A 25,859-nucleotide genomic window follows, 5' to 3' on the forward strand; every position below is an offset into this window, starting at 1 on the left:
GCCAACGCCACCGCTGCCGCTGCCGCCGACGCTACCGCTGCCGCCGCCGCCACCGCTGCCGCCTACGCCGCCGCTGCCGCCCACGCCACCGCTGCCGCCAGCGCCGCCCATGCCGCCGCCGCCGGTGTTTCCTGCACCCCCGCTGCCTGCGGGGGCCGATCCACCCGCGCCGCCCTGGCCAACGCCCGCCTCATCGCCGCCGCAACCCGCGCCTGCGCACAGCACCAGCGCCGCCGCCAGCGCCCATGCAAGGAAGCCTGTTCTCATCCGCACCTACCTGGGAGAACGAGGATAATTTACCGCGTTGAAAATGTAAATGAATGTCAATTTCAACACATCCAACCGGGAATCCCGGCGCTCTCGCGAGGGCACGCACCGGAGCGCGATCCGGGCGGGGAGCTCGACGCGGCGAGCATCACCAGCGCCTCCGCGAGGACGCCCACCCTCGCCACGTTGACGGGCTCAGCCTTTCCTGCGACGGTCCAGCCCGCATGCGCGCCTACGTCGCACGGTTCTCCCTCGGCTCGGCCCTCCTCCTCGCCACGGCGTGCGGCACGCGTCCGCCTGCGTCGCGTTTTCCCACCGGAGACGACGCGCTCGGCCGGATGAAGGCCACGTACGAGTGCGTCAACGGCGTGCAAGGCCAGGCCAAGATCGACCGCTTCGCGCCCGAGGGCCGCGTCCGCGGCGAGGTGCACCTCTTCGCCGTGAACCCGGACCGCGTTCGCTTCGACGTGGTCAGCCCCTTCGGCGCCATGCTCTACACCCTCACGGCCGACGGCGAGCGCTTCCAGATGCTCGACGTGAAGGAGAAGCAATTCCTCTTCGGCCCGGCGAGCCCCTGCAACCTCGCGCGCATGACCCGCGTCCCCATCCCCGGGCACGCGCTCGTCTCGCTCCTCCGCGGCGAGGCGCCCGTCCTCCTGCACCAGCCCGGCGCTCCCACCATCACCTGGGACACCGACAAGGGCTTCTACCGGGTCCTCGTGCCGAGCACGCGCGACGCCCAGCAGGAGATCCACCTCGGCATCCGCCCCGAGGACTGGGACAAACCCTGGTCCCAGCAGCGCGTGCGTGTCCTCTCCGTGCTCGTCTCGCAGCGCGGCGTCGACCTCTACCAGGCCGAGCTCTCGAACCACGAGGCCGCCCGCACCGCGCCCCCGCGGGTCGATCCCGACGGCATCGAAGACCCGATCCAGCCGATCGGAGGCGCCTGCGACGCAGAACTGCCGCGCTCGATCCGCATGCGCGTGCCGCACACCGAGGAAGACGTGATCTTCCAGTACAAAGAAGCCCAGTGGAACCCGCCCCTCGTGCCCGGCGCCTTCCAGCAGACCGAGCCCGGCGGCGTCCGCAAGCTCTACGTCACCTGCGACAAATAGAGCGCGGCTAGCCGAGCGCCCCACGGACGAGCCCCGGCACGTCCGTGATGATGCCGTCGACCCCGAGGGCCGCGAGATCCAGCGCCTCGCGCGTGTCGTTCACCGTCCACACGTTCACCACGAGCCCGCTTTGCAAGAGCCGCCGCACCGTGCTGCCTTGCGTGAGAATCCGCTCGACGTGCGCCGCATGCCCGAGGCCCCGCGCGAGCTCGAGCGCGGCCTTCGACCAGCGCGTCCGATGCACGAGGAGCGCCCGCGGGATCCGCGGCGCGAGCGCGCCGAACGCCGCGACCATGCGCGGATCGAACGACGACACGATCACCGGCACGCGTGGATCGAACGCCCCGAGCTTCCGCGCCGTCGCGCGCACCACGGCCGCGAGATCCGGCACGTCGTGCTTCATCTCGACGTTGAGGGCGAGCCCGCGCGCCTGCACGAGCGCGAGCACCTCCGTGAGCCGCGGCGCGCGCTCCCCGCTCCCCACGTCGATCCGCCGGATCTCCTCGTACGGCAGCTCCGCCGCGGCCCGCGTGTCCGCGCCGCCCGTCACGCGCTCGAACGTCGGATCGTGCAGCACGATGAGCTCGCCATCTCGATCGACGCGCACGTCGAGCTCGACCCCATCCGCGCCTTCTGCGGCGGCGAGCTCGAACGCCGCGAGCGTGTTCTCCGGCCGCGCCCCGCGCACGCCGCGGTGCCCGTACACGAGCGGGGGCCGTCCCTCCCCGCGCCGCAAGGCCCCGACGCCGCGCGACTTCACGTGTCGAGCTCCCGCGCGATCGAGAGCGCTACGGTCCGCGCCCGCGCGAGCTCCGACAGCGGGAACGACGCCGCCCCCACGACCGGATGCCCGCCGCCGTCGTAGCGCCGGCAGATCGCGGCGATGTCGTGCAGCCGCTCCTTGCCGCACCAGGGGTTGTACCCGACCGAGATCTTGCAGTGCTGCTTCTGGCGGGTGAGCGTCACCGAGTACATGGCGTCCGGGAACAGCGCGTACGTGACGAACTTCGCGGCCGCGTCGATCGGCGCGTCGCTGAGGTCCACGAACACCACGCGGCCCATCCTCGTGCCGACCTGCTTCACGCGGCGGATGAACGTCTCGCGCGCCGCGCCGAGCGGCCGGAAGAGCTCGGCGATGTCCGCGCCGCGCGCCACCTCCTCGAGCGGCCGTTCGACGAGCCGCGGCACGAGGTCCTTGAGGAACGGCCCATCGCCGTGGTGCTCGACGACCGACGCCAGCTTGAGCACGGGCTCGTTGCGATCGACCGCCGCCTCGGCCGAGGGAAAGCGGGCCGCGTCGATGATGTCGGCCCAGGCGACGAGCGGCGCGAGCGCCTCGCTCCGGATGCCGAACCGATCGCTCGCCACGTCGGCGATGAGCTTGGTGCACGAGCCGTAGGTGGGCTCGTAAAACACGCGATGGGTCGCGTCGCCCGAGGCGAGCGCCTCGCGCTCCTCCGCGGCCGAGCCGAACGCCGTGATGTGGTGATCGAAGTACCAGGAGAGACGCGCGCTCTTCGTGTAGCGGAAATCCAGGATCGCGTTCTCGTCGCCGTCGAGCCACCCTTCCGGGATCGTCGCCATGCCCGGGCCGTAGCCGCACGAGCGGTACCGGAACGAGAGCGGCTGACCGGGCGAGAGAGAGCGCACGAGGTGCGTGAACACGGCGGCGCTCGCCATCCCGTCGAAGCAGTGGCCGTGCGTGGCGACGACGATATCGCGGGGCTTACTCACGCGGGACAGCGGTAGCACGACCCCCACGACCGAGCACCGCGCGCCCCGGACGTTTTTTTCGTAGCATCGAGGCATGCGGCCTTCGGGACGGGCAACGACGGAAGGGGCGGTCGCCGAAGAGGCAGCGCTCCCGCCGGTGACAGACGCGCCGCCCGCCTCATCGGCCGACGATCCCATTCCGCTCGGGCCGAAGCTGCTCGACCACGCGAGCTCGACGAGCGAGGAGCCCACGCTGGCCGAGACGCCGTCCATGGCGGGCGTGCGCCGCGCGACTCCGCTGCCGCCGCGTGTCTCCTTGCCGCCGTCGTCGCGCCTCTCCTTGCCGCCTCCCTCCGCGCGGACGGGGCGCATCTCGGCGACGGGGCGTATCTCGGCGACGGGGCGCATCTCGGCGGCGCCCTCGGTCGCGGCCGGCCACACGATGACCGAGGCGCTGCACACGGCGGAGGCGGCGCGGGTGAGTGCGTTCGGCCGCGTCATCGCGGTCCTGTGCCTCATCGGCATCGTCACGCAGCCGCTCGTGCCCGGCACGCCGCTGCGATGGCCGTTTTGCGCCGCGCTCGTCCTGATGGGCTTTGTCGGCTTGTGGGTTTGGCGGCGCGCGCGGGACGAGTCGCGCTACACGCGCCGTGTCCTGCGCATCTTCGTCTGCGCGTGCGTCGTCATGATGCCCATGACGATCTACTACATCGGCGTCTTTTCCCCGGCGCCGCTGCTCATCACGCTGGCGTTCGGCGTCTTCGGGATGAGCGACGACGCCCGCTTCATGTACGCCGCCGCGGCCGCGACGATGGCGCTCTACTTCCTGCTCGCGCTCGCCGTCGGGACGGGCCTCGTGCCCGACGTGGGGCTCTTCCGGGCGAGCGACGCGGTCCCGAGCGTGCGCATGTTCATGACGTTCTACGTTCCGAGCGTCCTCGTGATCACGGCGTGGCAGACGCGCGCGAGCCGCGCTGCGATGCTCCAGGCGATGAAGCGCTCGGCGGAGGCGAGCCGGCTCGCGGCCCAGCGCGAGGCGCAGCTCGACGAGGCGCACCTCTTCCTCGAACGCGCGCTCCGCGCCGGCGCGGGCCTCGAAGGTCGCTACACGGGCGCGATCGCGGGCGGATATTGCCTCGCCGAGGTGATCGGCCGCGGCGCGATGGGCGAGGTCTACGCGGCGGCGCACGTGGAGACGGGCGCGCGCGCGGCCGTGAAGCTGCTCTCGGCCGCGGGGCTCGAAAACCCCGCGCTCGTCGAGCGATTCCTGCGCGAGGGCGAGATCTCGCGGCGGCTCGAATCGCCGCACGTGGTCAGCATCTTCGAGGTCGGCGCGATGGTCGACGGCGCGCCGTTCATCGTGATGGAGCTGCTCGAAGGCAAGGACCTCGCGTACCAGTTGCGCCAGGAAAAACAGCTCGATCTCGCGCGTGTCGCGGAGCTGCTCGAGCAGGTCGCCCGTGGCCTCTCGGCGGCGCACGCCGCGTCGATCGTGCATCGCGATCTGAAGCCGCAGAACCTCTTCCTCGCGCAGCAGGCGGGGGGCGCGCCGACCTGGAAGATCCTCGATTTCGGCGTCTCGAAGCTCCAGGGCTCGAAGGGCACGCTGACGCAGGCCGCGGTCGTCGGCACCCCGGGGTACATGTCGCCCGAGCAGGCGCAGGGGATCGAAGCGGACGTGCGGAGCGATCTTTTTTCCCTTGGCGCCGTGGCGTATCGCGCGCTCACCGGGAGGCCGCCGTTCTCGGGGACGGACACGCCGCAGATCCTGTTCGAGATCGTCTACAAGACGCCGGCGCGCGCCTCGGAGATCGCGCCGAACCTCCCGCGCGACGTGGACCTCGTCCTCGCCATTGCGCTCGCGAAACAGCCTGAAAAGCGGTTCGCGAGCGCCGAGGAGCTCGCCTCGGCCTTCACGGCGGCGAGCCGCGGAAGGCTTTCGAGCGCGCTCCGGGAGAAGGGGCGCGCGCTCGTCGCGAAGCATCCCTGGGGCAAGGCGATCACGGAGCGGGAGGGCCGGGGCGCGCCGGGCTCACGCGCCTCCTGATCACGCCGTCCCGCGCTCCTCGGGCGTCACCACCCAGAGCACCGCACCCGGCCGGATCCCCGCTGCTTCCAGGGACAAACGTTCTCCGCCCTCGCGCTTGTCATCTTCGACGAACCGCTTCGTCCGCGGCTCGAACAGGACCCATTCGGCCCCGTACGACATCGGAGGCACCTTCGCGCCCGCGCGGCGCAAGGCCTTCCAGATCCGCGCGATCAAGCTCGAAAGATGCGTGTGCACGTCGAGGGAAAACGTCCACAGCTCGCTCTGCGTCCCCAGGAATCGACGCGGATCCACGGTCACGTGCCGGCTTCCCACGCGCATCGGCACCGCCGAGCGTGCGGAGGGCCGCGGGCCCTCCGAGGGCGCAACCTCCGTGATGGATCCCGCGAGCGCCGTCGGCTCGTCGCCGCGCAGGGGCCGCTCCGAGGACGGCGGCGCGACGAACCCGGGGTTCGGGGCGCAGGGCGCCGCCAGGCGACCCGGAGCCCCGAGCGTCGACCGAGACGTCGACATCGACGAAGGCGGGCTCGGCGGCGTGCTCGCCAGCGGACGCGACCTGTCGCCGGTCGCGAGCAAATCCTCCCGGAGCGTCTCCCCGGGCGAAACGAATTTCGCGAGCTCCGACAGCATCGCCTCGGCGCTCTGGGGCCGCGATTCCGCCGGGATCGCGAGCGCGCGCTCGACGACCTCGGCCACGTCGGCGGGCACCCACGGCGCGACCTCCACGAGCGACCTCGCCGGCGTCACGCAAATGGCCACGAGGAGCTGCCCGATCGACGAAAGGTGCTGATGCGGCGCTCTCCCGGCGAGCGCCGCGTACAGCACGCACCCGAGCGACCACAGATCGGTCCGATGATCGACGTCGCGGCTGTTCTGCACCTGCTCCGGCGACATGTAGAGCGGCGATCCGAGCAGATTCCCCGTGACCGTCAGGTCGGTCGTCTGCGCGAGGCCGAGGGGCTCGCTGCGGACCTTTGCGATCCCGAAATCGAGGATTTTTACCGTCAGCGCGCCATTGGGTCCGCGGGCGAGAAAGAGATTCGCCGGTTTGATGTCGCGGTGCACGACGCGCGCCGCGTGGGCGGCGGCGAGCCCTTGGAGCACCTGGCTCGCGATACCGAGGGCGCCGCGCAGCGACAGCGTGCCGATCCGGTCGATGAGGCGCTGCAGATCCTCGCCTTCGAGCAGCTCCGTGACGAGATAGAGGTTTCCGCTCGACGCGTCGGTCCCGGTATCGAGAATACGGACGATGTGCGGGCTCTGAACCCGCGCGACGGCCTGCGCTTCCCGACGAAAGCGCCGCAGCCCTTCGCCCTCGGCGAGGTGGTGATGGAGCACCTTCACGGCGACCCGCGCACCCGTCTCGGTGTGCGCGGCTTCATACACGGCGCCCATCCCGCCTCGCCCGAGCAGGGAAATGAGCTTGTACGTCTTGCCCAGGGTCTCGCCGATCAAGCGCGGCCAAGGTAAACGACGGTCCGAGGGTTGGCAATAAACAAACGTTCAGTGTCTTCAGCCGTCTCGCATGCACGGGGAAACCCTGGTAGGCAGCCTCAATGAACCTACGAACGATGCTTCCTCACGTACTTTGGGTCCTCGTCCTCACCGTCCCGCTCGTCGCCTGCGATGAAGGGGCAGGTGGAAACGGCGGCGCGGGCGGTGTTGGTGGCCCGGGTGGGAGCGGCGGGCAGGGCGGCGGCAGCGGAGGGCAGGGCGGGGCGGGTGGTATGTCGACCTCGGGCACCCCGGCCGGCGGAGCGGGCGGCACGGGCGGCGCCGCCGGCGCCGGTGGCGCAGGCGGCGCCGCATTCGATTGCTCGAATCTCCCCCTTTGCGACGATTTCGAGAGCGCCACGGCCGGTCAGGCGCCGGACCCCGCGCGCTGGACGATTGTCATGCCGAACTGCATGGGCACGGGCACGGCCGCCGTCGACGCGACCCAGGCGCACAGCGGAAAGAACTCCGTGCTCGTGACCGGCAAGGGCGGCTATTGCAATCACGTCTTCCTCTCGCACGCGGCGGCGTTCGCCGAGCTCGGCGACGTGGTCTATGGCCGCTTCTACATGCGCATGTCGGCGGCGCAGGGCGACGGCCACACGACGTTCATGGCCATGCGCGACGAGAACGACGGCCCGAAGGATCTCCGCATGGGCGGCCAGAGCAAGATCCTCATGTGGAACCGCGAATCCGACGACGCCACCTTGCCCTCGTTGAGCCCCGCGGGCATCGCGATGAGCGTCGTGCTCTCCGCGGATCAATGGCGCTGCATCGAGTTCCAGGTCGACGGCGCCGCGGGCGCGATCCGCACCTGGGTCGACGGCAGCGAAGTCTCCGGCCTCGTCATCGACGGCACGCCGACGCCCGACGTGGATCAGCAGTGGCTCACGCAAAAGCCCGGCTGGAAGCCGAAGCTCACCGACCTGAAGCTCGGATGGGAGAGTTATGCCGGGCAGGACATGAACCTGTGGTTCGACGACGTCGCCCTCGCGACGACCCGCATCGGCTGCCAATAGACGTTCGGCGAGGCGATCGGCTCAGCGCCCCGCGGCCGCTTCGCCTCGTAGCACCATGCAGGTGCTCGCCAGCTTGCACACGAGCGCTTTCTCCTCGTCGACGATGTCGCACTCGATGTACCCGAGCGATCGCGACCGCTTCACCATCCGCGCCTCGGCGCGCAAGCGGGCCTTCCATACGGGTTTGAAATAATTCGCTTTGAGCTCCACCGTCGTGAAGCTCTCGCCCTCCGCGAGCGTGCTCGCCATGGCGAAGCCCATCGCGGCGTCGCCGAGATCCACGAGCACGCCGCCGTGCATCGTGCCCATGGGGTTCGCGTGACGGCTCGGATCTCCGACCAGCGTGAAGACCGCGGAGCCCGCGCCGACGTCGACGAGCTCGAAGCCGATCAGCTTGGCGATCGGCGGCGGCTCGGCGCCTTTCAGGATCGCGCGCATCTTCTTCATCCAGGGCGTCTCTTCGGTCGTCGTCATGGTTCGTCCTTCTCCGAGGCTTTTTGCTCGGCGCGATCGAGGGCGGCGTAGGCGAGCGCGCGGCTCGCCGCGAGAATGGCGTCCGAGATCGGTGTCCCCTCCGTGGCGCGGGCGAGGCTCAGCCCGCCGACCATCAACGCGAAGAGCCCGAGCGCGAGCTGCTTGCCGCCGATCGGCCCGGCGACCTCGCCGAGCTCCGCGGCGAGCGACTCGATCTCCTCGGCGAACGCCTTCTGGTAGGGCGCGCCGAGCACGGAGATGTCGCTGATCGAGGCGGGCAGCGGACAGCCGGCTTCGGGGTTGTCGCGGTGCGAGCGGGAGAGGTAGCGGCGCAGGATCCACGTCAGCCGCTCCTTCGCCGACTCCCCGCGCGCCGTTCGCACGAGCTCGGACCAGTTGCTCCGGAGCGCTTCGCGCAGGACCTCCTCGAAGAGCGCCTCCTTGCTCTCCCAGTGCCCGTAAAAGCCGCCGACCGTGAGCTTTGCGCCCTTCATGACGTCGGCCACCGACGGGAGCCGCAGGCCGCGCGTGCGCAGGAGGCGCGCCGCCGTGTCCCGCAGCGTTTCATGCGTGCGCTCCCAGCGCTCGGCCTTGGAGACGGGCTCCTTCTTCATGAATGATGCATGTCATATGACATGCATCATGTCAACCCGACCGGACACGAAACGAGCACCCGCCCGGAGGTCCACCGCTTGACAGTTCGCATGATGATCATCATATGAGTGTCGTCATACGAAGGGAGCGACCTCATGGGAACGAGCTACATCATCGACGCCGCACGGACGCCGCGAGGGCGCGGCAAGGCTGGGAAGGGGGCGCTCTCGGGCGTTCACCCGCAGGAGCTCTTCGCGCAGGTGCTCCGGGCGCTCCCTGCGCGCGGAGGCTTCGATCCGCGCGAGGTGGACGACGTGATGGCGGGGATCGTCTCGCAGGTCGGCGAGCAAGGCGCGAACCTCGCCCGCAACGCGGTGCTCGCGGCGGGCTATCCCGACGAGGTGCCGGGCGTGTCGCTGAACCGCTTCTGCGGCTCGGGCCTGCAGGCGGTCAACTTTGGCGCCATGGCGGTCGGCTCGGGCGCGATGGACTTCGTCGTCACCGGCGGCGTGGAGAGCATGTCGCGCGTCCCCATGGGCTCCGACGGCGGCGGCCAGGACGGCGGCAACACGCGCCTCCGCGAGCGTGTCTTCCAGGTCCCGCAAGGCATCAGCGCCGACCTGATCGCCACGCTCGAAGGTTTCACGCGCGAGGAGATCGACGCCGTGGCGCTGCGCTCGCAAAAGAACGCGGCGCGCGCCCTCGAGGACAAGCGCTTCGCGCGATCGCTCGTCCCGGTGACGGATCCCGTCACGGGCGCGGCGCTGCTCACGCAGGACGAGTTTCCTCGGCCGAACACGACGGCCGAGGGGCTCGCCGCGCTCGAGCCCTCGTTCGTCGCGCTCGGCAAGGCGGTCGCCAGCCCGAACGGTGAGACGCTCGATCAGATCGCGCTCGCGGCGTACCCGCACGCGAAGGAGATCCGGCACTTCCACACGGCCGGCAATTCGAGCGGCATCGTCGACGGGGCGGCCGCGGTGGTGCTCGCCTCGGAGCGGTACGTCAAGGCGAAGGGCATCAAGCCGCGCGCGAAGATCCTGGCGACGGCGACCGTCGGCACCGAGCCCTTGATCATGCTCACGGCGCCCGCGCCGGCGAGCCTGAAGGCGCTGCGGTTCGCGGGGATGGAGGCGCGTGACATCGACCTGTGGGAGATCAACGAGGCCTTCGCGGGCGTCGTGCTGCAAACGACGCGCGCGCTCGGGATCGATCCGGATCGCGTGAACGTGAACGGCGGCTCCATCGCGCTCGGCCATCCGCTCGGCGCGACGGGCGCGATGCTGCTCGGCACCGCCCTCGACGAGCTCGAGCGCCGCGGCGAACAGACCGCGCTCGTCACGCTGTGCATCGGCGGCGGCCAGGGCATCGCCACGATCCTCGAACGGGTCTGACGCTCAGCCTCTCGATCGAGCCCGCTCCGCGAGCGCCCGCACGTGGAGCGGGCCCGTCCCGCAGCATCCGCCGAGGATCGTCGCGCCCGCCCGGATCCACGCCTCCGCGAGCTCCGCATAAAGCTCCGCCCCGCGCGTGGCCTCCCCCCAGCCAATGCCCTCCTCCGCGGCGCCTGCATTCGCATATACGCCGAATGGAATCCCCACCTGCGCGAGTTTTTCCACGAACGGCCGGGTTCGCGTCGCCTTCGTGCAATTGATCAAAACGGCGCTCGCCCCCCGCGCCGCCGCCTCGCGCGCGCCCGCGAGGACCTCCGCCGGCGTAAGCAAATCCGCGTCCGGTCCCGCGGTGAACGCCGCCCACACGGGCAAACCCGTCCGCAAGGCTTCCTCCACCGCCACGAGCGCCTCGCCGACGTGCGGGAACGTCTCGCAGAGGATCAGATCCACCCCCGCATCCGCGAGCACTTCGCAAAGCTCACGGTGCTCCGGTCGGGGGTTTTTCGGCGACAGATCCGGCCGATAACAATCTTCGAGTGGCGCCACGCTCCCCGCGATTCGATGCTCCGGCGGCACGGCCTCGCGCGCGAGCGCGACCGCCCTCCGCGCGAGCACCTCCCAGCGCTCGCCTGCGCTCCTCCGCTTGGTCCGGAACGTGTTCGCCGTGTGCACCGTCGCGCCCGTGGCTGCGTAGTCGCGGTGGATCGCGGACACGACCTCGGGCGCGCGCTCGAGCGCAAGCGCGCTCCAGAGCGGCGCGGGCGTGGGGACGCCGCGCGCGGCGAGCTCGGTTCCCATCGGTCCGTCGAGGATCGTCAACATCGCGGGGCCCATGTCGGCTTAGGATGGGGCCGAAGGTGCGCCGCGGGGAGGGCCGCGAAACGCCCGAACACCACGATGAGCGCACCTGCCCCGAAGAACGTGCCCCGCCACGCGACGCATCGCTACCACACGACGCTCGTCGTCACGGGAGGGATCTGCCTGCTCGTGGGCCTCTGCGGCCTCGGCATGTTCGCGCTCTTCGGTACGAGCGCGGGCATTCCGATCCTCGGCGCGTTCTGCGCCCTGATCGGCGGTGCGTTCGTCGTCCTCGGCTACCTGGGGCGCCGGATCGGCGCGGGCGTGCAAGTGGTCAACACCTCGTTCGACCTCATCAACCGCGGCCGCTTCGCCGAGGCCGAGGCGCACCTCGATCTCGCCGAGCAGGGCCGCCCCCATCCCCTCATCGCCTGCGTCGCCGCCGTGCAGCGCGGCCTCATCGGCATGCGCAGGGGCGACATCCCCACGGCGATCGCGCACCTCGATCGAAGCATCACGACCCCGCTCGGCGTCCTCTACCGCGAGCAAACCCGGACGCACACCGTGAACGCGCGCGCCACCCGCGCCTTCTTGCGCGCGGCGAGCGGCGATCGCGCGGGCGCGCGCGAGGACATCGAGGCCGTGCGAATGAGCCCCAACGCCCTGCCACAAGGGCTCGGTCGTGCTGCCCTCGCCGAGGCGATCCTGCTCGAGCGATCGGGCGATCGCGACGCCTTGCGCGAGCACCTCGTCACGCACCACGAGCTGCTCTTCGACGCCACCGATCGCCGCGAGCGCACGATCGTCCGCGCCTTCCAGCGCATGCTCGAGACGACCGCGACGAGCGTGTATCGCAAGGGCGCCAAGCGCGACGCCGACAGCGAGGAGCCGCCGCTCGCCGACTGGATCGCGCAGGTCGTGCCCGAGGCCGCGCCCTTCGTCGAGGTCTCCGGCGCGCGGCCCGACAAGACCGGCGAGCTGCCCGCGGCCGAGGCCACCGAGGCGGCGAAGGTGGCCGTCGCGGAGGCGCGCAAGGCGGCCGCGAAGGACGCGCCTGCGAAGAACCGGCGAAAGGCCGGCCGGATCCTCGTGTTGTGGGCCCTGCTCGTGGCCCTCTCCGTCACCGTCTACCAGATGCTCTCGCCCTCGGGCGCGGAGAGCGACGGCGGGTTTGAAGAATTGTACGGAGAGCCGATAGATCCGACCCTGCCCATCGGCCTGCTCTGCCTTGCGGTCTTCGCCGCGCTCGCCGGCGGCCGTGTTTACTGGTTCTTCCGGGCGCGCAAGGAGTCGAAGGATCTGTTCGCCGCGCTGAACCTCGTCGCGAAGGGGGATCTCGCCGCGGGCGGCGCGGCGCTCGTGCGCCTCTCGTCGAGCCGCCTCTCGATCCTCGCCGCGCAGGCCGATCTCGCGCTCGCGCTCGTCGCCGAGAAGAAAAGTGATCTCCGTTTGGCCCTCGACCTCTGCGATCGGGGCCTCGCGCGGCTCACGCAGTACACCGTGCGCATCTCGGCCTCCGACATCCTCCTGCCCGATCTGATCAGCGAGCGCGCCTTCCTCCTCGCGGCCATGGATCGACACGCGGAGGCCGAAGCCGAGCTCGCCTCCTTGCCTCCGGCCTACCCTTTCAAGAGCCGCGCCCTCTTCCGCGTGCGGCTCGTCTCGCGCGTCCGGCAGGGGGATCTGAAGGCCGCCGCGGATCTCGCCACGCGGGCCGGCCTCGATCTGCCGCTCTTCGCGCGCGACGAGCTGCTCGCCGACGCCGTGCGTGCCGCGACGAACCCGGAGATCGCCGGCGCGGGCGAGATCCCGCGCCTCAAGCGGGAGCTCCGCACGTACGCGCCGATGCGGCGCTGGATGGAGACGGTCGCGCCCGGGGCGCTCGCCGCGCTCGAACGCACGGCCGAGGACAAACCCCTCGAAGCCACGAACGATCGCGACACGCGCGCCGAGGAAGAGGCCCTCGCCGAGGCCGAGGCGGCCGGGGCCGCTGCGCGTGAGCTCGCCGTGGCGCGGTGAATTCAATGCGCATCGAGGAAAGGGCCGCCGACGCCGACGACCCTTTCGCGCGCTCGCATTCGATTACTTCGCCGTCACCGTATCGAAGTACGTGAACTTCTTGCCCTTGATCTGCACGATCACGATGGGCTTCTCGGCGTTGCGCTCGGCGTCGATGGTGATCGCGCCCGTCGCGCCCTGGAAGTTCTTCGTCTCGGCGATCGCGTCGCGGATCCCCTCGGGCGTATCCGTCTTCGCGCGGCCCATCGCGTCGAAGAGCAGCATCGCCGAGTCGTAGCCTTGCGCCGCGAGCGCGCTCGGCTCGCGCTTGAACTTCTCCGCGTACTTCTTCACGAACGCCTGCGAGTTCGGCGAGGGCATGTCGGGAGAGAAGTGGTTCGTGAAGTACGCGCCCTCCATCTCCTCGCCCGCGTCGGTCACGAGCGAGTCCGAGTGCCAGCCGTCGCCGCCGACGAACATGTTCCCCGGGATCCCCGCGGCCTTCGCCTGCCGCGCGATCGGCACCATCGCGTTGTAGTAGACCGGCGCGTAGATCACCTCGGGCTCGGCGCTCTTGATCTCGTTCAGGTACGTCGTGAAGTTCGTCTCGCTCTTGAGGAAGCTCTTCTCCGCGACGATGGTCATGCCGAGCTTCTTCGCCTCGTTCTTGAACTCGTTCGCGAGCCCCGACGAGTAAAGGTCGTCCGAGGCGTAGAGCACCGCGAACTTGTTCTTGTTCAGCTTGTTCTTGACGAACCGCGCGCCCATCTGGCCCTGCACGTCGTCCGTGAAGCAGACGCGGAAGACGAACGGACCGACCTTCGTCACGTCCGGGTTCGTCGACGAGGGCGAGATCATCGGGATCTTGTTCTTGTTCGCCACGATGCCGGCGGCCTTCGAGCGCGACGACGCGACCTCGCCGAGCAGCGCGACGACCTTGTCGCGGTTGATGAGCTGCAGGACCTTGTTCGAGGCCTCCTGCGGGTTCGACTTGTCGTCCTCGAAGAGCACGCGGACCTTCTTGCCCTTCACGCCGCCCTTCGCGTTGATCTCCTCGACCGCGAGCTCGGTGCCCTCTTGCGTGTCCTTGCCGAACTGCGTCTCGGCGCCGGAGAGGCTGAGGTAGGCGCCCACCTTCCACTCGTTCGAAGCAGGCTCCGGGCCCACGCCCGCGCCCTCCTTTTTGCCGCAACCCACCCCAAGCGCCGACAGCAAACAAAGGCCGGCCACGGTCCCGATCCAGCGACGTCGTCCGAGCATTGGTCCTCGCTCTCCCTCGGGCCGAGCATGCCACAGGCTTGACGCCGCGGAAACTACACAGCCACCCTGCCATGCAGGCGCACCTTCCGCCTTCGCGGCGGCAGGCGAGCCCGGCATCAGATCCACGAGGTGCGCCTTGTCTTCTTCCGATCGCTTCGAAAGGCCCATCGGGCGGAGCCCCACCACCTACGCGCCGCCTCCCGCTCCCGTGGGCGCGCGTTTCTCCGTCTGTCAGGAGATCACCGTGCTCTGGGGCGACATCGACGCGCTCGGGCACGTCAACAACACGCGCTACTTCGGCTGGCTCGAAGAGACGCGGCTCGCCTACTTGCGCCTGATCGGCCTCGACCTCTCGACCGGCGCGCCGCAGAAGCCCGTGCTTGCGTCGACCTCCCTCGACTTTCTTCGCCCCGTCTTCTGGCCCGACACGGTGCGCGTCGAAGGCAAGACGACCCGCCTCGGCCGCACGAGCCTGACCATGGACTACCGCGTGACCTCGACGTCCCAGCAGGCCGTCGTCGCCACCGGCAGCGCGGTCGTGGTGCTGCTCGCCCCGAGCACGAACCGGCCTGCCCCCATCCCGGACGTGATCCGCGAAGCGATCCGCAGGCTCGATCCGGACGCGCGCGACACGCTCTGATCGGTTGGGGCTCCAAAGGTTTCGCGTCCCAGGATCTCAGAGACACTTCCGGAACGGCATCCCCTCCACGTTCGGCGAGGGCCCGCCGGCGGCGGTGCACGTCGTTCCATTCGGACAGACCCCGTCGGCCGTGCAATCGCGGCTGCATGTGCCGTTACTGCAATAACCGAACGCGCATTGCGTGTCGTTCGCGCAGGCCGCGCCCACCTCGCCCCCGCCCGTGGGCAGGCAGAGACCAATACGCCCGCCCTGGATGTTGCCGACGGCCGTACAGGAAAAACCAAAGGGGCAAGCGCCCTGATACCGGCACGAATCCACGCACGCGTCGCCGGCCTGGCCCTGGAACGTGACGGACGAGGCGCAGTTCACCGCCGGCGCCGGCGGGATCGAGAACTGCTGGAAGTTCATGTGCTGGGCGTCATTGCAGAGGTTCACGGGGTTGCCGAACGGATCACAATGCCATTCGGTGGGCGCGCTGCCGCCGGGGAGCGGGCCGTACACGTCCGGCGGCCGCTTGCAGAGCCCGTTCGAGCAGGTCCAGGGCGCGAGGAGCGAGGCCCGCTGCGGGCAATCGGCGTTCGTCGTGCAGGCGAGCGTGCAGGCCCCGACGAGCAGCGAATTCGTGTCACACGCGGCAGGCACGATACACGCGGCGGTGTTTCCGGACTCGCAGAGGGCCTCGGCCTTCACGCAGACCTTCGTGGGAGGGTTGCCGACGGCCATGCACCCGTAGCCGTTCGGGCAATCCGATCCCGTCGCGCAGGCCACCGTGCAATACCCCGGACCTTCGAGGCAGCCGAAATTGCAGGCCGCGGCGTTCGCGCACGTCTTTCCGACGTCGCTCGTCGTGCAGTATTTCTCGGCGCCCACCGCGCTGCAGCGCATCCCGCTCGGGCAACCGCCGTCCGCGATGCAGCTCCGCGTGCAGCGCTTCGGCCCGTTTTTCCACATCGGCTCGCACGTGAGCCCCGTCTCGCATTCCCCGTCGGCCGCGCAGAGATCGAGCTCGCCCTTCGTCGGCCCGCCGCCCGAGCCCCCGGATCCGCTCGAAGCGCTGCTCGACGAGGCGCTGCTGCTCGACGACGAACTCGAGCTCGACGAAGCGCTCGAGCTCGCGCCGCCCATTCCGCCGGCGCCGCCCATGCCACCCGTGCCGCCCGCGCCGCCGATGCCGCCGGAGCCGGGTCCGCCGCCGCCCCAGCCGTCGTCGGGCAAACACTGGCCGGAATGGCACAGGTATCCGGGCTGGCAGTCGCGCTCGGAGTCGGCGCACTCGCGCTTGCACTCGCCGTCGATGCACGCGCCCTCGATGCAGTCGCTGTTGATCTCGCACGGCGTCGCGCTCGCGCACCCCGACTCCGTGGTCGCGACCCCGACGATCGATGCTGCGAGCGTGAAGATGGACAGCAAGACATACGAGGTGGAGCGGGCGTGACGCATGAGGGCCGACGTTATCACAAGCGGCACCCGTGCTACATAGCGGGCATGCCGTCCCTTCGAGGGCTCGCCCGTTTCGTGTTTGCCGCCCTCACACCCCTCGTGATCCCCGCCTCCGCGGCCGCCGGCTTCGAGGACCTCGCGGGCACGAAACCCGGGGAGCTCGGCCAGGGCAGCCAGTTCGAGGGGGCCGACGGCTGCGCGTTATGCCACGGCGGTGGTCACGACGGAGACCGCACCTACCTCCCGCACGACGGGTGGGCCGGGACCATGATGGGAAATGCTGCGCGGGATCCCGTCTTTCGTGCCGCGCTGGTGATCGCGAACCAGGACGAACCCGGCGTGGGCACGTTTTGCTTGCGTTGCCATTCCCCCATCGCGTTCGTCCGCGGCCACGCGAGCCCGCCGGACGGGAGCGCGTTCGACGCCGTCGACATGCAAGGCGTCGGCTGCGACACCTGCCACCGCGCCGTGACGTCGGGCCCGCCTGAGGCGCCGTATCACCGCGGGGACGCGCAGATCGTCTACGACGACGACCTCGCCAAACGGGGCCCGTATGCCGACAGCGTGGCGCAGGTGCACGGCACGGCCGAGGACGGCGCGCTCTCGAGCTCGGCATTTTGCGGTCAATGTCATCAGGTGACGAACCCCGGCAGGAGGCTGCGCGACGCGGACGGCGTCGAGACGGCGATTGCGTTTCCGCTCGACACGACGTACGAAGAATGGGCGCAGAGCGCCTATGCCTTGCCGGGCGGGCAGAGCTGCGTCGATTGCCATACCCGCCGCAAATCCGGACAATTCCCCGTCGCGACTGCCCCCGTCGCGCCGCTCCGCCCGGATCCACGGGATCACGTTTTCGCCGGCGGCAACCTCTTCGGCATTCGCGCCGTCATGGCGAAGGACCCCGCGCGGGCCGCGGCATTCCCGGACGCGTTCGCGCTGGCCCTCGCGCGCACGGAGGAGACGCTCGCCAACGCCGCGAAGATCGAAATCACGAACGTGCCCGCCGCGGCCCTGCCTGGCGAGCCATTCGCGGTCACGGTGCGCGTGGACAACCTGAGCGGCCACAAATTCCCGACGGGATATGCCGAGGGCCGCCGCGCGTGGATCGCGCTCGGGCTCGTCGACGCGATCGGCGAGGAGACCTTTTTCGTGGGCGGATACGACGCGGCGAAAGGCGAGATCGAGGCGTCCCCGCCGACGCGGGTGTACCGCGCGCAGCATGGTCGCTGGAATGGAACCGCGGCCGAGCCGGGGGAGAATCTCGCGCGGCACGACATGATCCTGTCGGATACGAGGATCCCGCCCAAGGGGTTCGTCCCGACGACCACGACACGACCGAGCGGCGAGATCGATTATGGGGACGGCGCGGGTGGCGTGCGCTCCTGGGACGAGGCGACGTTCACCGTGACGGCGCCGGTGGGGGTGTCGGGAAAAACGACCCTGTTCGCGCGGGTTCTTTATCAGCCGATCACGCGCAAATACGTCGAGCATCTCGCCGAGGCAAACGTCACGGATTCGAGCGGGCAGGAATTGCTCGCGATCTATGAATCCGAGGGTGCGTCGCCGCCGTTTGTCGTCTCGAAAGCGGAGGTCGGGATCGATTTCGGCGGCGGAGGCGGAAGCGGCGGCGGAAGCGGGAGCGGGAGCGGAAGCGGAAGCGGGAGCGGGAGCGGAAACGGAAGCGGCGGCGGACGTGATCCCGGGGCAGGGGAGGGATGCTCGTGTGGCCTCGGCGGACGGGACGAATCCCCGGGGCTTCCGGCGGCCTTCGGGCTCGTCGCGCTCGCGCTCCTTGGACGCGCGGCGAAGGCGGCCCCCCGCGCCCAGCGAAAACTTCTTCACGTCCGGAAGATCGTTCGCCGCTCTCGTCCGTAAGAGGTCGGGCCGCCGCGCCGGGGAGCTGGCCACTCCCGCGATGCGCGCCGCCAACGAGGAGCCGACGATGCTACCGAAGGTCATCGCTTTGTTCACGGCCACCCTGCTCGCCGGGTGCGCCGCTGCCGCCCCCCACGCCCCCGCCGCGAATCCTACGAACACGGACGAACGCGCCTCCGCCGCACCCAAGACAACCGATCGCGCGACCCTCGTCGTGGCCTCCGGAAGTGACGCCGCGATAAACCCCACGAGCGACGCGCCCCGCGAAAATGCCACGTGGATCGGCGCTGCCCCCGCGAGTGATTTCATCCTCCGCAGCCAGCGCGAGACCTTGCTCGGCGTGTGGGTCGACGTCCCCACGGGCGCCAAGATCGCCCGCGCGAAAAGCGCCCTCGCGCTCGTCATCGATACCTCCGGCTCCATGTCCGGCGCGAAGATCGAACACGCCCGCGCCGCCGCCCACCGCATGGTCGACAGCCTGCCCGACGGCGACATCGTCTCCATCCAGGCCTTCTCGGACACCGCCGAGGACCGCATCGCGCCCTTCCCCCTCGATCCCGCGACGCGCAGGACCATGCACGCCGTGATCGATCACCTCAGCGCAGCAGGCGGGACAAACCTCTTCGACGGCCTGCGCCTCGCCGAGCTGCGCGTCGCCGCCGCGCCCGCCTCGCACCCCGTTCGCCGCGTCGTCGTCGTCTCCGACGGCGTCGCCACCGTCGGCCCCACCTCGCCCGAATTGCTCGGCGCGATCGCCGAGACCGGCGCCGAGCGCGGTATCCAGGTCACGGCCCTCGGCGTCGGCCTCGACTACGACGAGCGCACCTTGAACACGCTCGCCGTTCGATCGAGCGGCCGCATGCATCACCTCGCCGCGCCCGAGGACATGGCGAACGTGCTCGCCGAGGAGACGCGCCTTTTCGCCGGCACCCGCGCCACCGACGCCGTCGTCGAGATCGTCCCCGCGCCGGGCGTCACGATCCTCTCCGTCGCGGGCGCCCGTGCCACGCCCGTCGCGGGCGGCGGAATGCGCGTGCCCCTCGGCGCGATGTTCGGCGGCCAGCACCGCGAAATGGCCGTCCGCGTGCGCGTGGATGATCCGAGCGCGACCGGCTCCCGCCCCCTCGCGAGCGTGCGCCTGCACTTCCGCGACCCTGCGGAGCAAGGTTTGCCGCGCGTGCAGGAGGTCGTGGCCCGCTTCGATCTGACCGACGATCCCGCGGTCGTCGCGCGAACGGAACATGCGCGCGCCAAGACGATCGCCGCCGTGCACGAAGCCGCGGAGATCTCGATCGCCGCCGCGCAGGACGTGAACGCCGGCCGTTACGACGATGCCTCGCAGGCCCTCGCCCAGGCGGAACAGCGCCTCCACGCGGTCGCCGCGACCGTCCGCGACGAGAAGGAAAAACAACGCGTCCTCGCCGCCGCGCGTAATGTGAGCGCCGCCCGCAAGAGCTCCGCCGCCGCTGCCGCCGCGCCTCCCGCGCCCGCCGACCGCCGCGCCCGCGCCCTCGAGATCAACGCGGCCGCCATGCACGACGCCGGCTTCTGACCCGCCCCTTTCTGTCATTCCGACGAACGTTCCGTTCGTGCAGAAATACTGGATCAATACAGCGAGCCGCGGGATCATGGGCGACCATGCGTACCCGAATCCTCGCTCCTCTCGTCGCCGCCCTTGCGCTCTCGTCCGGATGTGGAGGTGAGCTCGTCTGTGACGGCGGCGAGGTCTCGTTCCGCGGCGCATGTGTCGATCCTGTGCGTCGTTACGAGCCCGCCACGCAGCTCGACGCGGACAACGTCGTCGCCTACGGCGAGCCCCTCCGGGATCTCGCGCTCCCGCCCCCGCCGAAGAGTGGCTTCCGTATCGTCGCCCCGCCGCGCACGCTCGGGCCCGGCGAGGAGGTCGCGTTTTGCCTCGCGTGGCCCATCCCCGAGATCACGAACACGATCGTGCACGGCGGCCGCCTCTACACGACGCCGGGCCTGCACCACTCCAACATGGTCGCCAAGCCCATCGCGGCCGATCTCGGCCCGAACCCTTATCCCGAATGCCACCCCGGCGCGGACGATCCCTTCTCGAATGTGGGCGCGGGCATCCCCGACGTGCTGTTCGCGAACTCCACGCAGGTGGTCGGTGAAGAGACCATCCAGTTTCCCGAGGGAATGGGCTACAAGCTCGATACCCAGCGCGAGATCTCGACGAGCATCCATTTCCTGAACACGAAAAACGAGCCGCAGCGCATCGAGCTCGCGTACGATTTCTTCACGATGCCCGCGGACGAGCTGACGCAGGAGGTCGCGCCGTTCGTCATGCAGATCTCGGACTTCTCGATCCCGCCGCACACGACCGAGAGCGTCGACACGACGTGCACCGTGTTCGGCGGGAACATCGTCTCGCTCATGCCCCACACGCACGACCTCGCGCAGGCTTTCACGGTGGATTTCATGACGACGGACGGCGCCGTGCGTCGCGTCTACGAGGACGGCACCTACGACCTCGCGAGCGACATCCGGAGCTACGATCCGCCGCTCGATCTCGAAGGCGTCAGCGCGATCCGCCACGCGTGCCTGTTCGACAACACGCGGGACGTCGAGGTCCACTACGGCCTCGGGCTCAACGAAATGTGCATCCTGTTCGGGTACATTTATCCGCCCGTGAAGCAGTTCGCCGGCCTCGTGTCCGAGGACGGCAAGCCCTGTTCGTCGATACAGCTCGGCCTCTTTCGTTGACCCCCGCGCGGGGATCGGGCGATGATCCCCGGCGGGAGCGACATGAAACGAGCGACCGCGGGGTTCGTCCTCGCCTTGATCCTGGCGTATGGCTGCGTGGAGCCGCCGACCGGCACCCTCGGGCCCACGCCCTCCGGCAATGGCGGCGCGGCCGGCGCGGGCGGGCCGCCGGACGACTATTTCACGGCGAAGGAGCTCTTCGACCTGAACGTCTACCCGATCTTCGCGAGCAAATGCACGCCCTGCCACACGCAAGGCGCGAACAGCGCGCCGATCTGGCTCGGCGCCGAGGAGAGCTCGTCGTACGCGAAGATCGAGGGGTACCCGAAGCCGCTCATCGCCCACCCCGACAACAGCCTGCTGCGCTTGAAAGGCGAGCATACCGGTCCGGCCCTCGCGGTCGAGGACGATACCCTCATCACGGAATGGCTGCTGAAGGAGGTCGACGAGCGCGGGCTCTTCGGAGATCCCACGTTCGAGCCAGATCCGGGCGCCGGCGGAGCGGGCGGTGAAGGAGGCGCGGGAGGCGCGGGCGGCGGAGGCGGCGGCCCCGTGAGCGACACGACGCTGCTCGAAGCGCTCGAGGCGTTCGGCGCGTGCATGCAGTGGAAGGATTGGGAGTCCACCGGAATGGTGAACCTGCCCGATCAGATGACGGCGGCCGGCGCCTGCAAGTCGTGCCATTTCGCGGGGATGGGCGGCAATTGGCTCTCGGGCGATTCCGCCGTCACGTTCGAGAAAAACCGGCTTTTTCCGTATATTCTGAAGATCGCCGTCGGCACCGTGGACGACACCGGCGCGTTCCTGGATCTCGTGCCGGCGCGGCGCCACATCGACAAGGGCAAGGAGAGCCAGATGTGCGACCAGGAGCCGTGCCATCCCGCGTTCTTGCTATCGCCGGAGATGGAGACCGCGGTCGAAAACTTCTTTTTGCTCTCCTACGCGCGCTGGAAGCAGGGGCTTTGCGAACCCTAGGCCGGAGGGCGTTCGTCTTCGCGTTCGCCCTCGTCGCGCTCGCCCCCTCGGGCTGCGGACGGACGCCGGCCGAGGAAAGGGAGGTCACGGTCGCCGCCGCGACGAGCCTGCGGAAGGTGTTCCCCGAGCTCTCCGCGGGCTTCGTCGCGGCGCACGCGGGCGTCCGCGTGAGCGCGACCTACGGGGCGTCGGGCGAGCTCGCGCGGCAGATCGAGGGCGGGGCCGGGGTCGATCTGGTGATCGTCGCGGCCAAAGATCCCATCGACAGGCTCGCGGCCGGCGGGCACGTGGACGCCAAACGAGCGCGGGTCGTGGCGACGAACGAGCTCGTGCTGGTTGGGCCCAAGGGCGGCCCCAAGCTCACGTTCCAGACGCTCGCGACGGCCCTGCCGCCGGGCGAGAAGATCGCGATCGGCGAGCCGGGCGCGGTGCCGGCCGGGCGCTACGCGCGTGAGGCGCTGGAGAAGCTCGGAGCGTGGAAGGCGCTCGAAGGGCGCGTCGTGCTCGGCGGGAACGTCGCGGCCGTGCTCGCCTACGTCGAGCGGGGCGAGGTCGCGGCGGCGATCGTCTATCGTACGGAGGTCCCCGGTGCGTCGGGGATCGAGGTGCTCGATGGCGGAAAGGCAGAATGGGCGCCGAGGCCCGAAGTTTGGGCTGCCGTCACCACGAAGCCGCGCGCGCGTGCCGACGCGGAAGCGCTGCTCGATTTCATCGCGGGCTCCGAGGGGCAGCGGATCCTCGCCGCGTACGGGTTTGGCCCGATTCCCTAGGTCGACGGTTCCCTGGGCCGGCCGTCCGGATGCGCCGGACAAACACACCATACCGCGCAGGTGTCGGCACGCCGACGCCCCGGCCCGCGAGGGAACACCACGCCCGGCTTGCCTTGTCCCTATCCGAGAGGCTCGACCCCGTATAAGCTCGCCGTCGGTGCAGGAGGCGACGGACAAGGTACGGCGCGCGCGCAGAGGGATCGCGATCTACCTCGGGATCCTCCTGCTCGCGAGCGCGCCGTTCCAGGTGGACATTGCGCTGCACGGCATGGTGCCGACGAGCTTCGTCCCATTCGTATGGGTGCCCTGCCTCGCGTCCGTCGTCGCGCGGTTTGTCCTGCGCGAGGGGTTTGGCGACGTATCGTTCCGGCTCGACCGACGCGCAGCCTGGGCCATGATCCCCGCGCTGATCTATCCGGTGGTGGTCGCGCTCCCGGCGTATGGGCTCGCGTGGGGCACGGGCATCGCCGCGCTCGATCCGCCGAGCATGCACCCGCTCGGGTTCGCCATCCCCGGCAGCACGCCCGGGGAGCGTTTGCTCGCCGGGGCCATCATCGCGTGCACGATTGGCCCGCTTATGCTGTCGGTGCTCGCCCTCGGGGAGGAGATCGGCTGGCGTGGCTATCTCTTGCCGCGCCTCATCGACGCGCGCGTCCCCCATCCGGCGCTCGTGACCGGCGTCGTGTGGGGGCTCTGGCACGCGCCGCTCATCCTGAGCGGGCACTACAACCCGAGCCCGTCGCCGCTGCTCTCGCTGCTGTTCTTCGTCGTGGCGTTATGTGCACAAAGTTATTACGCGGCCCGGCTCCGGCTCGATACGGGCAGCGTCTGGCCGCCGGTCGTGCTCCACGCGGGGTGGAACGCGATCCTGGTCTCGTTCTTCGGCGCGTCGACCGCGGGCGAGCGCGCGCCGCTCTGGGCGAGCGAGGGGGGCCTTCTGGTCGCGCTGTCGAGCGCGGTCCTCACGTTCATCCTGCTGCGCTGGCGGCGCGGGCAGGAGAGCGCGCCGAGCAGCCGATCGTCGGCGCTCGGCACGGTTCGTCTCTGAACGATCAGCCCGTGTCGAGCGACGTCGCGTCGATGCCCCAGAGGATCGCGTCGATGAGCCTCTGGTTCGTCGTGCGCAGGCGCTTGGCGACCTCCTTGAGGAGGGCGAGCAGGAACTTCGAATAGACGCGCGGGTTCGCCTCGAGCTCGCGGTAGAGCGTGTGGCGATCGATCGTGTAGAAGAGGCACTGCGTCTCGGTTTGCACGTTCGCCGAGGCCGACTGGTCGTCGATGACGTCGAGCTCGCCGAAGAAGTCGCCCGCGTGCAGCCGGCAGATGACGGTCTCGACGTCGCCCTTCAGCCGGCGCGACACGACCACGCTGCCCTCGGCGATGATGTAGAGCACGTCGCCCGCGTCGCCCTCCCAGAGCACGACTTCCTGCGCGGGGAAGGGCAAAAGCTCGACGTGGGCGGCAAACTCCTCGATCTCGTCCGGAGACCAGGCCGAGAACAAGGTGACGCGCCGGAGCATGCGGGCGCAGTCCTTGATTTGGTCCTTGCGGAGGGGTCGCGGGGTGAACTTCATCGGTCTTGGCCTCGGGATCAACGCGTCAGCCGGTGCGCGCTGACCGCCACGAGCGTGGCGAGGACCAGGGCGACGCTGACGAGCGAAGTCACTCCATACAGGAAGTAGGCGCGCTCGTCGCTCGTCATGGGGCGCGTCTTCTTGCTACGGAGCTGATCGCGGAGCTTTTCGCGCAGGAAACGGCGGCTGTTCTCGCGCAGCGCGGGGATGCGAAGCCAATCGCTCAGGATGTGATAGCCGTCGGACTCGATGAAGAGGCAGGGGTAGAGATTGCCGAGCGCGAGCGCGACGATCGTGACCGCCACGAACCAGAAGAACGACGAGGGGATGCCCGGAGGCAGGATCCACGCGACGATCGCGCTCGTGCTGCCGATGAGCAGCCCGGACAAGGGGCCGGCAAAGCTCACGGCCATGCGCGCCTTGCGGGTCGACATCCACATGTCGGTCACGTCCGCGTAGACGCTCGGCACGAGGCGGTTCATGAACGTGAAACCGAAGGCCTTCACTTCGCGGCCGAAGTGCTTGCACGCGAGCGCGTGCGAGAGCTCGTGCACCACGAGGGTCGCGACGTGCAGGAGCACGAAGAGGGGCAAGAGGAGCATGTGCCCGGCATGCAGGACCTCGGCGCCGGAGCCGCGGCCCGCCTGCTGCACGAGCGCCACGACGCCGACCGTGAGCAGCGCGCCGTAGAGGGCGTAGGCGGGGCGCGAAAAGAGCGGGCCGACGCGCTGGTAGAGCGCGGTGATGCGCTGATCGACGTTCGAGAGGCGCAGGTCGAGTCGATGCAGTCGCGTGAGCACCTGCGAGCGCAGCGACGAGGGCTCATCGGCGAGCGATCGCCGGACGAGGTCGGTCTGGGGGATGACGATGAGCTTGTTCTCTCGCGCGCGCGAGAGAAAACGCTGGATCACGCGGAAGTCGAACGAGCCGAACTTCAGGAAGTACGCCGTCGCGACGTCGCGCAGCGTGTGAAGCCCATCCATCTTCTGCCAGAGGAAGTACTCCTCCTCGTTGAGGAACAGATAGCGATCCCCTTCGAGCTGGCGGATCACGTAAAATAACTTGCGATCCTTCCTCGACTGGGCCTGGACTTCGTAGCTTTCCTCGGGGATACGACGCGGGCGCACCGTCAGGGCGACCTGGTTCGCGACGTATCGCTTCGTGACGAATCCGCCGCTCGAACCGCTGCCTGCGTCTCCAGAACCAGGCCGAGATCGAATGAGAAGCTCGAGCTCGGGCTTCGACTTGTCGCTCATGAGCTCCTGCGCACGATCTCCCGCTCGGTTCACGTTATCATGCGCGCTCCTCGTGGCAAAGATTCGTACGGGCCTCGGCTTGACAAGGAACGTGAGATCGCTGTATCCAGTGGCACGATCTCCTTGTCCACACATCGAGCGTCGGATCGCGGGTCGAACGAGACGAGAGGTGATGTCATGTCGAAGAAGAGCGTCGAAGAGCTCATTGGTCGCGCCCTCACGGATGCAACGTTTCGAGAAAAGCTCCTCGCTTCGCCGGAGTCGACCCTCGTCGAAGAGGGCTATGAAGTCGGGCCCGAGGTGATCGAGGCGATCAAGTCCACGAGCCCGGCCGAGGTTCAGGCGGTCGCCAAGGAGTTCGAGAGCCAGATCGCGCAGCGCAAAGCCGCGGCCTGATCGCACGACGCACGTCGACGCGTCACGTCCGGG

Annotated in this window: 24 protein-coding genes; 13 read left to right on the forward strand and 11 right to left on the reverse strand. The window is 69.6% G+C overall.

What is annotated here, in order from left to right; genetic code table 11:
- A partial coding sequence (locus tag QHF85_RS26570; protein WP_281330122.1) for a hypothetical protein occupies positions 1-267 on the reverse strand: 267 nt, incomplete at its 3' end.
- 224 nt (positions 268-491) lie between these two features.
- Between QHF85_RS26570 and QHF85_RS26575 the strand changes: the two genes are divergently transcribed.
- Positions 492-1,382, forward strand: coding sequence for a hypothetical protein (locus QHF85_RS26575; protein WP_281330123.1), 891 nt, complete (start codon positions 492-494; stop codon positions 1,380-1,382).
- 7 nt (positions 1,383-1,389) lie between these two features.
- Here QHF85_RS26575 and QHF85_RS26580 read toward each other — a convergent pair whose 3' ends face one another.
- Complete coding sequence (locus QHF85_RS26580; protein WP_281330124.1) at positions 1,390-2,142, reverse strand: glycerophosphodiester phosphodiesterase family protein; 753 nt, start codon at positions 2,140-2,142, stop codon at positions 1,390-1,392.
- Positions 2,139-3,116, reverse strand: coding sequence for a hypothetical protein (locus tag QHF85_RS26585; RefSeq protein ID WP_281330125.1), 978 nt, complete (start codon positions 3,114-3,116; stop codon positions 2,139-2,141). The genes QHF85_RS26580 and QHF85_RS26585 overlap by 4 nt, the downstream gene beginning before the upstream one ends.
- 73 nt (positions 3,117-3,189) lie before the next feature.
- On the opposite strand from QHF85_RS26585, the gene QHF85_RS26590 reads away from it, so the two are divergent.
- Positions 3,190-5,142 carry a protein kinase gene (locus QHF85_RS26590; RefSeq protein WP_281330126.1) on the forward strand — a complete coding sequence of 651 codons (1,953 nt, stop codon included), beginning with the start codon at positions 3,190-3,192 and terminating at the stop codon, positions 5,140-5,142.
- Here the strand turns inward: QHF85_RS26590 and QHF85_RS26595 are convergent, their stop codons facing one another.
- Entirely contained in the window at positions 5,143-6,597 is a 1,455-nt protein-coding gene (locus tag QHF85_RS26595) for a serine/threonine-protein kinase (protein ID WP_281330127.1), read from the reverse strand.
- A 116-nt stretch (positions 6,598-6,713) separates the two neighbouring features.
- Between QHF85_RS26595 and QHF85_RS26600 the strand changes: the two genes are divergently transcribed.
- On the forward strand, positions 6,714-7,655 hold the full coding sequence (locus QHF85_RS26600; protein WP_281330128.1) for a hypothetical protein: 942 nt from the start codon (positions 6,714-6,716) through the stop codon (positions 7,653-7,655).
- Between the two features lie 21 nt (positions 7,656-7,676).
- Here QHF85_RS26600 and QHF85_RS26605 read toward each other — a convergent pair whose 3' ends face one another.
- Both QHF85_RS26605 and QHF85_RS26610 read right to left on the reverse strand, forming a co-directional pair.
- Complete coding sequence (locus QHF85_RS26605; RefSeq protein ID WP_281330129.1) at positions 7,677-8,129, reverse strand: PaaI family thioesterase; 453 nt, start codon at positions 8,127-8,129, stop codon at positions 7,677-7,679.
- Positions 8,126-8,743: a TetR/AcrR family transcriptional regulator gene (locus QHF85_RS26610; RefSeq protein WP_281330130.1), complete on the reverse strand. Its 618-nt coding sequence runs from the start codon at positions 8,741-8,743 to the stop codon at positions 8,126-8,128. Before QHF85_RS26610 ends, QHF85_RS26605 begins: the two co-directional genes overlap by 4 nt.
- A gap of 135 nt (positions 8,744-8,878) precedes the next feature.
- On the opposite strand from QHF85_RS26610, the gene QHF85_RS26615 reads away from it, so the two are divergent.
- Positions 8,879-10,114, forward strand: a complete 1,236-nt coding sequence (locus QHF85_RS26615) for an acetyl-CoA C-acetyltransferase (protein WP_281330131.1) — start codon at positions 8,879-8,881, stop codon at positions 10,112-10,114.
- A gap of 3 nt (positions 10,115-10,117) precedes the next feature.
- On the opposite strand, the gene QHF85_RS26620 is transcribed toward QHF85_RS26615, so the two are convergent.
- On the reverse strand, positions 10,118-10,936 hold the full coding sequence (locus QHF85_RS26620) for a homocysteine S-methyltransferase family protein (protein WP_281330132.1): 819 nt from the start codon (positions 10,934-10,936) through the stop codon (positions 10,118-10,120).
- Positions 10,937-11,011: 75 nt separating this feature from the next.
- Between QHF85_RS26620 and QHF85_RS26625 the strand changes: the two genes are divergently transcribed.
- Positions 11,012-12,931, forward strand: coding sequence for a hypothetical protein (locus QHF85_RS26625; RefSeq protein ID WP_281330133.1), 1,920 nt, complete (start codon positions 11,012-11,014; stop codon positions 12,929-12,931).
- A gap of 63 nt (positions 12,932-12,994) precedes the next feature.
- Here the strand turns inward: QHF85_RS26625 and QHF85_RS26630 are convergent, their stop codons facing one another.
- Positions 12,995-14,170, reverse strand: a complete 1,176-nt coding sequence (locus tag QHF85_RS26630) for an ABC transporter substrate-binding protein (RefSeq protein ID WP_281330134.1) — start codon at positions 14,168-14,170, stop codon at positions 12,995-12,997.
- A gap of 136 nt (positions 14,171-14,306) precedes the next feature.
- Here QHF85_RS26630 and QHF85_RS26635 point away from each other — a divergent pair, with 136 nt between their 5' ends.
- A complete protein-coding gene (locus QHF85_RS26635; protein ID WP_281330135.1) occupies positions 14,307-14,810 on the forward strand; it encodes a thioesterase family protein in 504 nt (167 codons plus the stop codon).
- Between the two features lie 36 nt (positions 14,811-14,846).
- Here QHF85_RS26635 and QHF85_RS26640 read toward each other — a convergent pair whose 3' ends face one another.
- Positions 14,847-16,250, reverse strand: a complete 1,404-nt coding sequence (locus QHF85_RS26640; RefSeq protein ID WP_281330136.1) for a hypothetical protein — start codon at positions 16,248-16,250, stop codon at positions 14,847-14,849.
- 45 nt (positions 16,251-16,295) lie between these two features.
- On the opposite strand from QHF85_RS26640, the gene QHF85_RS26645 reads away from it, so the two are divergent.
- The 6 genes from QHF85_RS26645 to QHF85_RS26670 all read left to right on the forward strand — a co-directional run bounded on the left by QHF85_RS26645 (position 16,296) and on the right by QHF85_RS26670 (position 23,648).
- Positions 16,296-18,125 (forward strand): hypothetical protein, encoded by a 1,830-nt coding sequence (locus QHF85_RS26645; protein WP_281330137.1) that lies wholly within the window; start codon positions 16,296-16,298, stop codon positions 18,123-18,125.
- 67 nt (positions 18,126-18,192) lie between these two features.
- Positions 18,193-19,677, forward strand: a complete 1,485-nt coding sequence (locus QHF85_RS26650; protein ID WP_281330138.1) for a VWA domain-containing protein — start codon at positions 18,193-18,195, stop codon at positions 19,675-19,677.
- A gap of 86 nt (positions 19,678-19,763) precedes the next feature.
- Positions 19,764-20,855, forward strand: coding sequence for a hypothetical protein (locus QHF85_RS26655; protein WP_281330139.1), 1,092 nt, complete (start codon positions 19,764-19,766; stop codon positions 20,853-20,855).
- 42 nt (positions 20,856-20,897) lie between these two features.
- The gene (locus QHF85_RS26660; RefSeq protein WP_281330140.1) at positions 20,898-21,830 is read left to right on the forward strand and encodes a hypothetical protein; all 933 of its coding nucleotides are present in this window, start codon (positions 20,898-20,900) and stop codon (positions 21,828-21,830) included.
- Complete coding sequence (gene modA / locus QHF85_RS26665) at positions 21,818-22,600, forward strand: molybdate ABC transporter substrate-binding protein (protein WP_281330141.1); 783 nt, start codon at positions 21,818-21,820, stop codon at positions 22,598-22,600. The genes QHF85_RS26660 and modA overlap by 13 nt, the downstream gene beginning before the upstream one ends.
- Positions 22,601-22,757: 157 nt before the next feature.
- Positions 22,758-23,648 carry a CPBP family intramembrane glutamic endopeptidase gene (locus tag QHF85_RS26670; RefSeq protein ID WP_281330142.1) on the forward strand — a complete coding sequence of 297 codons (891 nt, stop codon included), beginning with the start codon at positions 22,758-22,760 and terminating at the stop codon, positions 23,646-23,648.
- Between the two features lie 4 nt (positions 23,649-23,652).
- On the opposite strand, the gene QHF85_RS26675 is transcribed toward QHF85_RS26670, so the two are convergent.
- The gene (locus QHF85_RS26675; protein WP_281330143.1) at positions 23,653-24,174 is read right to left on the reverse strand and encodes a cyclic nucleotide-binding domain-containing protein; all 522 of its coding nucleotides are present in this window, start codon (positions 24,172-24,174) and stop codon (positions 23,653-23,655) included.
- Positions 24,175-24,191: 17 nt separating this feature from the next.
- Positions 24,192-25,463, reverse strand: coding sequence for a M50 family metallopeptidase (locus tag QHF85_RS26680; RefSeq protein WP_281330144.1), 1,272 nt, complete (start codon positions 25,461-25,463; stop codon positions 24,192-24,194).
- 144 nt (positions 25,464-25,607) lie between these two features.
- Between QHF85_RS26680 and QHF85_RS26685 the strand changes: the two genes are divergently transcribed.
- On the forward strand, positions 25,608-25,826 hold the full coding sequence (locus QHF85_RS26685; protein WP_281330145.1) for a Franean1_4349 family RiPP: 219 nt from the start codon (positions 25,608-25,610) through the stop codon (positions 25,824-25,826).
- Positions 25,827-25,859 lie beyond the last annotated feature (33 nt).

Origin of the sequence: Polyangium sp. 6x1, assembly GCF_029946515.1 — a bacterium.
In the GTDB taxonomy this organism is placed as follows: domain Bacteria; phylum Myxococcota_A; class Polyangia; order Polyangiales; family Polyangiaceae; genus Polyangium.

Excerpts from the sequence above, each read along its gene's own strand:
- QHF85_RS26575 (WP_281330123.1), top strand. The coding sequence starts at position 492 with ATGCGCGCCTACGTCGCACGGTTCTCCCTCGGCTCGGCCCTCCTCCTC.
- QHF85_RS26590 (WP_281330126.1), top strand. The coding sequence starts at position 3,190 with ATGCGGCCTTCGGGACGGGCAACGACGGAAGGGGCGGTCGCCGAAGAG.
- QHF85_RS26600 (WP_281330128.1), top strand. The coding sequence starts at position 6,714 with ATGCTTCCTCACGTACTTTGGGTCCTCGTCCTCACCGTCCCGCTCGTC.
- QHF85_RS26605 (WP_281330129.1), bottom strand. The coding sequence starts at position 8,129 with ATGACGACGACCGAAGAGACGCCCTGGATGAAGAAGATGCGCGCGATC.
- QHF85_RS26610 (WP_281330130.1), bottom strand. The coding sequence starts at position 8,743 with ATGAAGAAGGAGCCCGTCTCCAAGGCCGAGCGCTGGGAGCGCACGCAT.
- QHF85_RS26615 (WP_281330131.1), top strand. The coding sequence starts at position 8,879 with ATGGGAACGAGCTACATCATCGACGCCGCACGGACGCCGCGAGGGCGC.
- QHF85_RS26620 (WP_281330132.1), bottom strand. The coding sequence starts at position 10,936 with ATGTTGACGATCCTCGACGGACCGATGGGAACCGAGCTCGCCGCGCGC.
- QHF85_RS26625 (WP_281330133.1), top strand. The coding sequence starts at position 11,012 with ATGAGCGCACCTGCCCCGAAGAACGTGCCCCGCCACGCGACGCATCGC.
- QHF85_RS26630 (WP_281330134.1), bottom strand. The coding sequence starts at position 14,170 with ATGCTCGGACGACGTCGCTGGATCGGGACCGTGGCCGGCCTTTGTTTG.
- QHF85_RS26640 (WP_281330136.1), bottom strand. The coding sequence starts at position 16,250 with ATGCGTCACGCCCGCTCCACCTCGTATGTCTTGCTGTCCATCTTCACG.
- QHF85_RS26645 (WP_281330137.1), top strand. The coding sequence starts at position 16,296 with ATGCCGTCCCTTCGAGGGCTCGCCCGTTTCGTGTTTGCCGCCCTCACA.
- QHF85_RS26650 (WP_281330138.1), top strand. The coding sequence starts at position 18,193 with ATGCTACCGAAGGTCATCGCTTTGTTCACGGCCACCCTGCTCGCCGGG.
- QHF85_RS26655 (WP_281330139.1), top strand. The coding sequence starts at position 19,764 with ATGCGTACCCGAATCCTCGCTCCTCTCGTCGCCGCCCTTGCGCTCTCG.
- QHF85_RS26660 (WP_281330140.1), top strand. The coding sequence starts at position 20,898 with ATGAAACGAGCGACCGCGGGGTTCGTCCTCGCCTTGATCCTGGCGTAT.
- QHF85_RS26675 (WP_281330143.1), bottom strand. The coding sequence starts at position 24,174 with ATGAAGTTCACCCCGCGACCCCTCCGCAAGGACCAAATCAAGGACTGC.
- QHF85_RS26685 (WP_281330145.1), top strand. The coding sequence starts at position 25,608 with ATGTCGAAGAAGAGCGTCGAAGAGCTCATTGGTCGCGCCCTCACGGAT.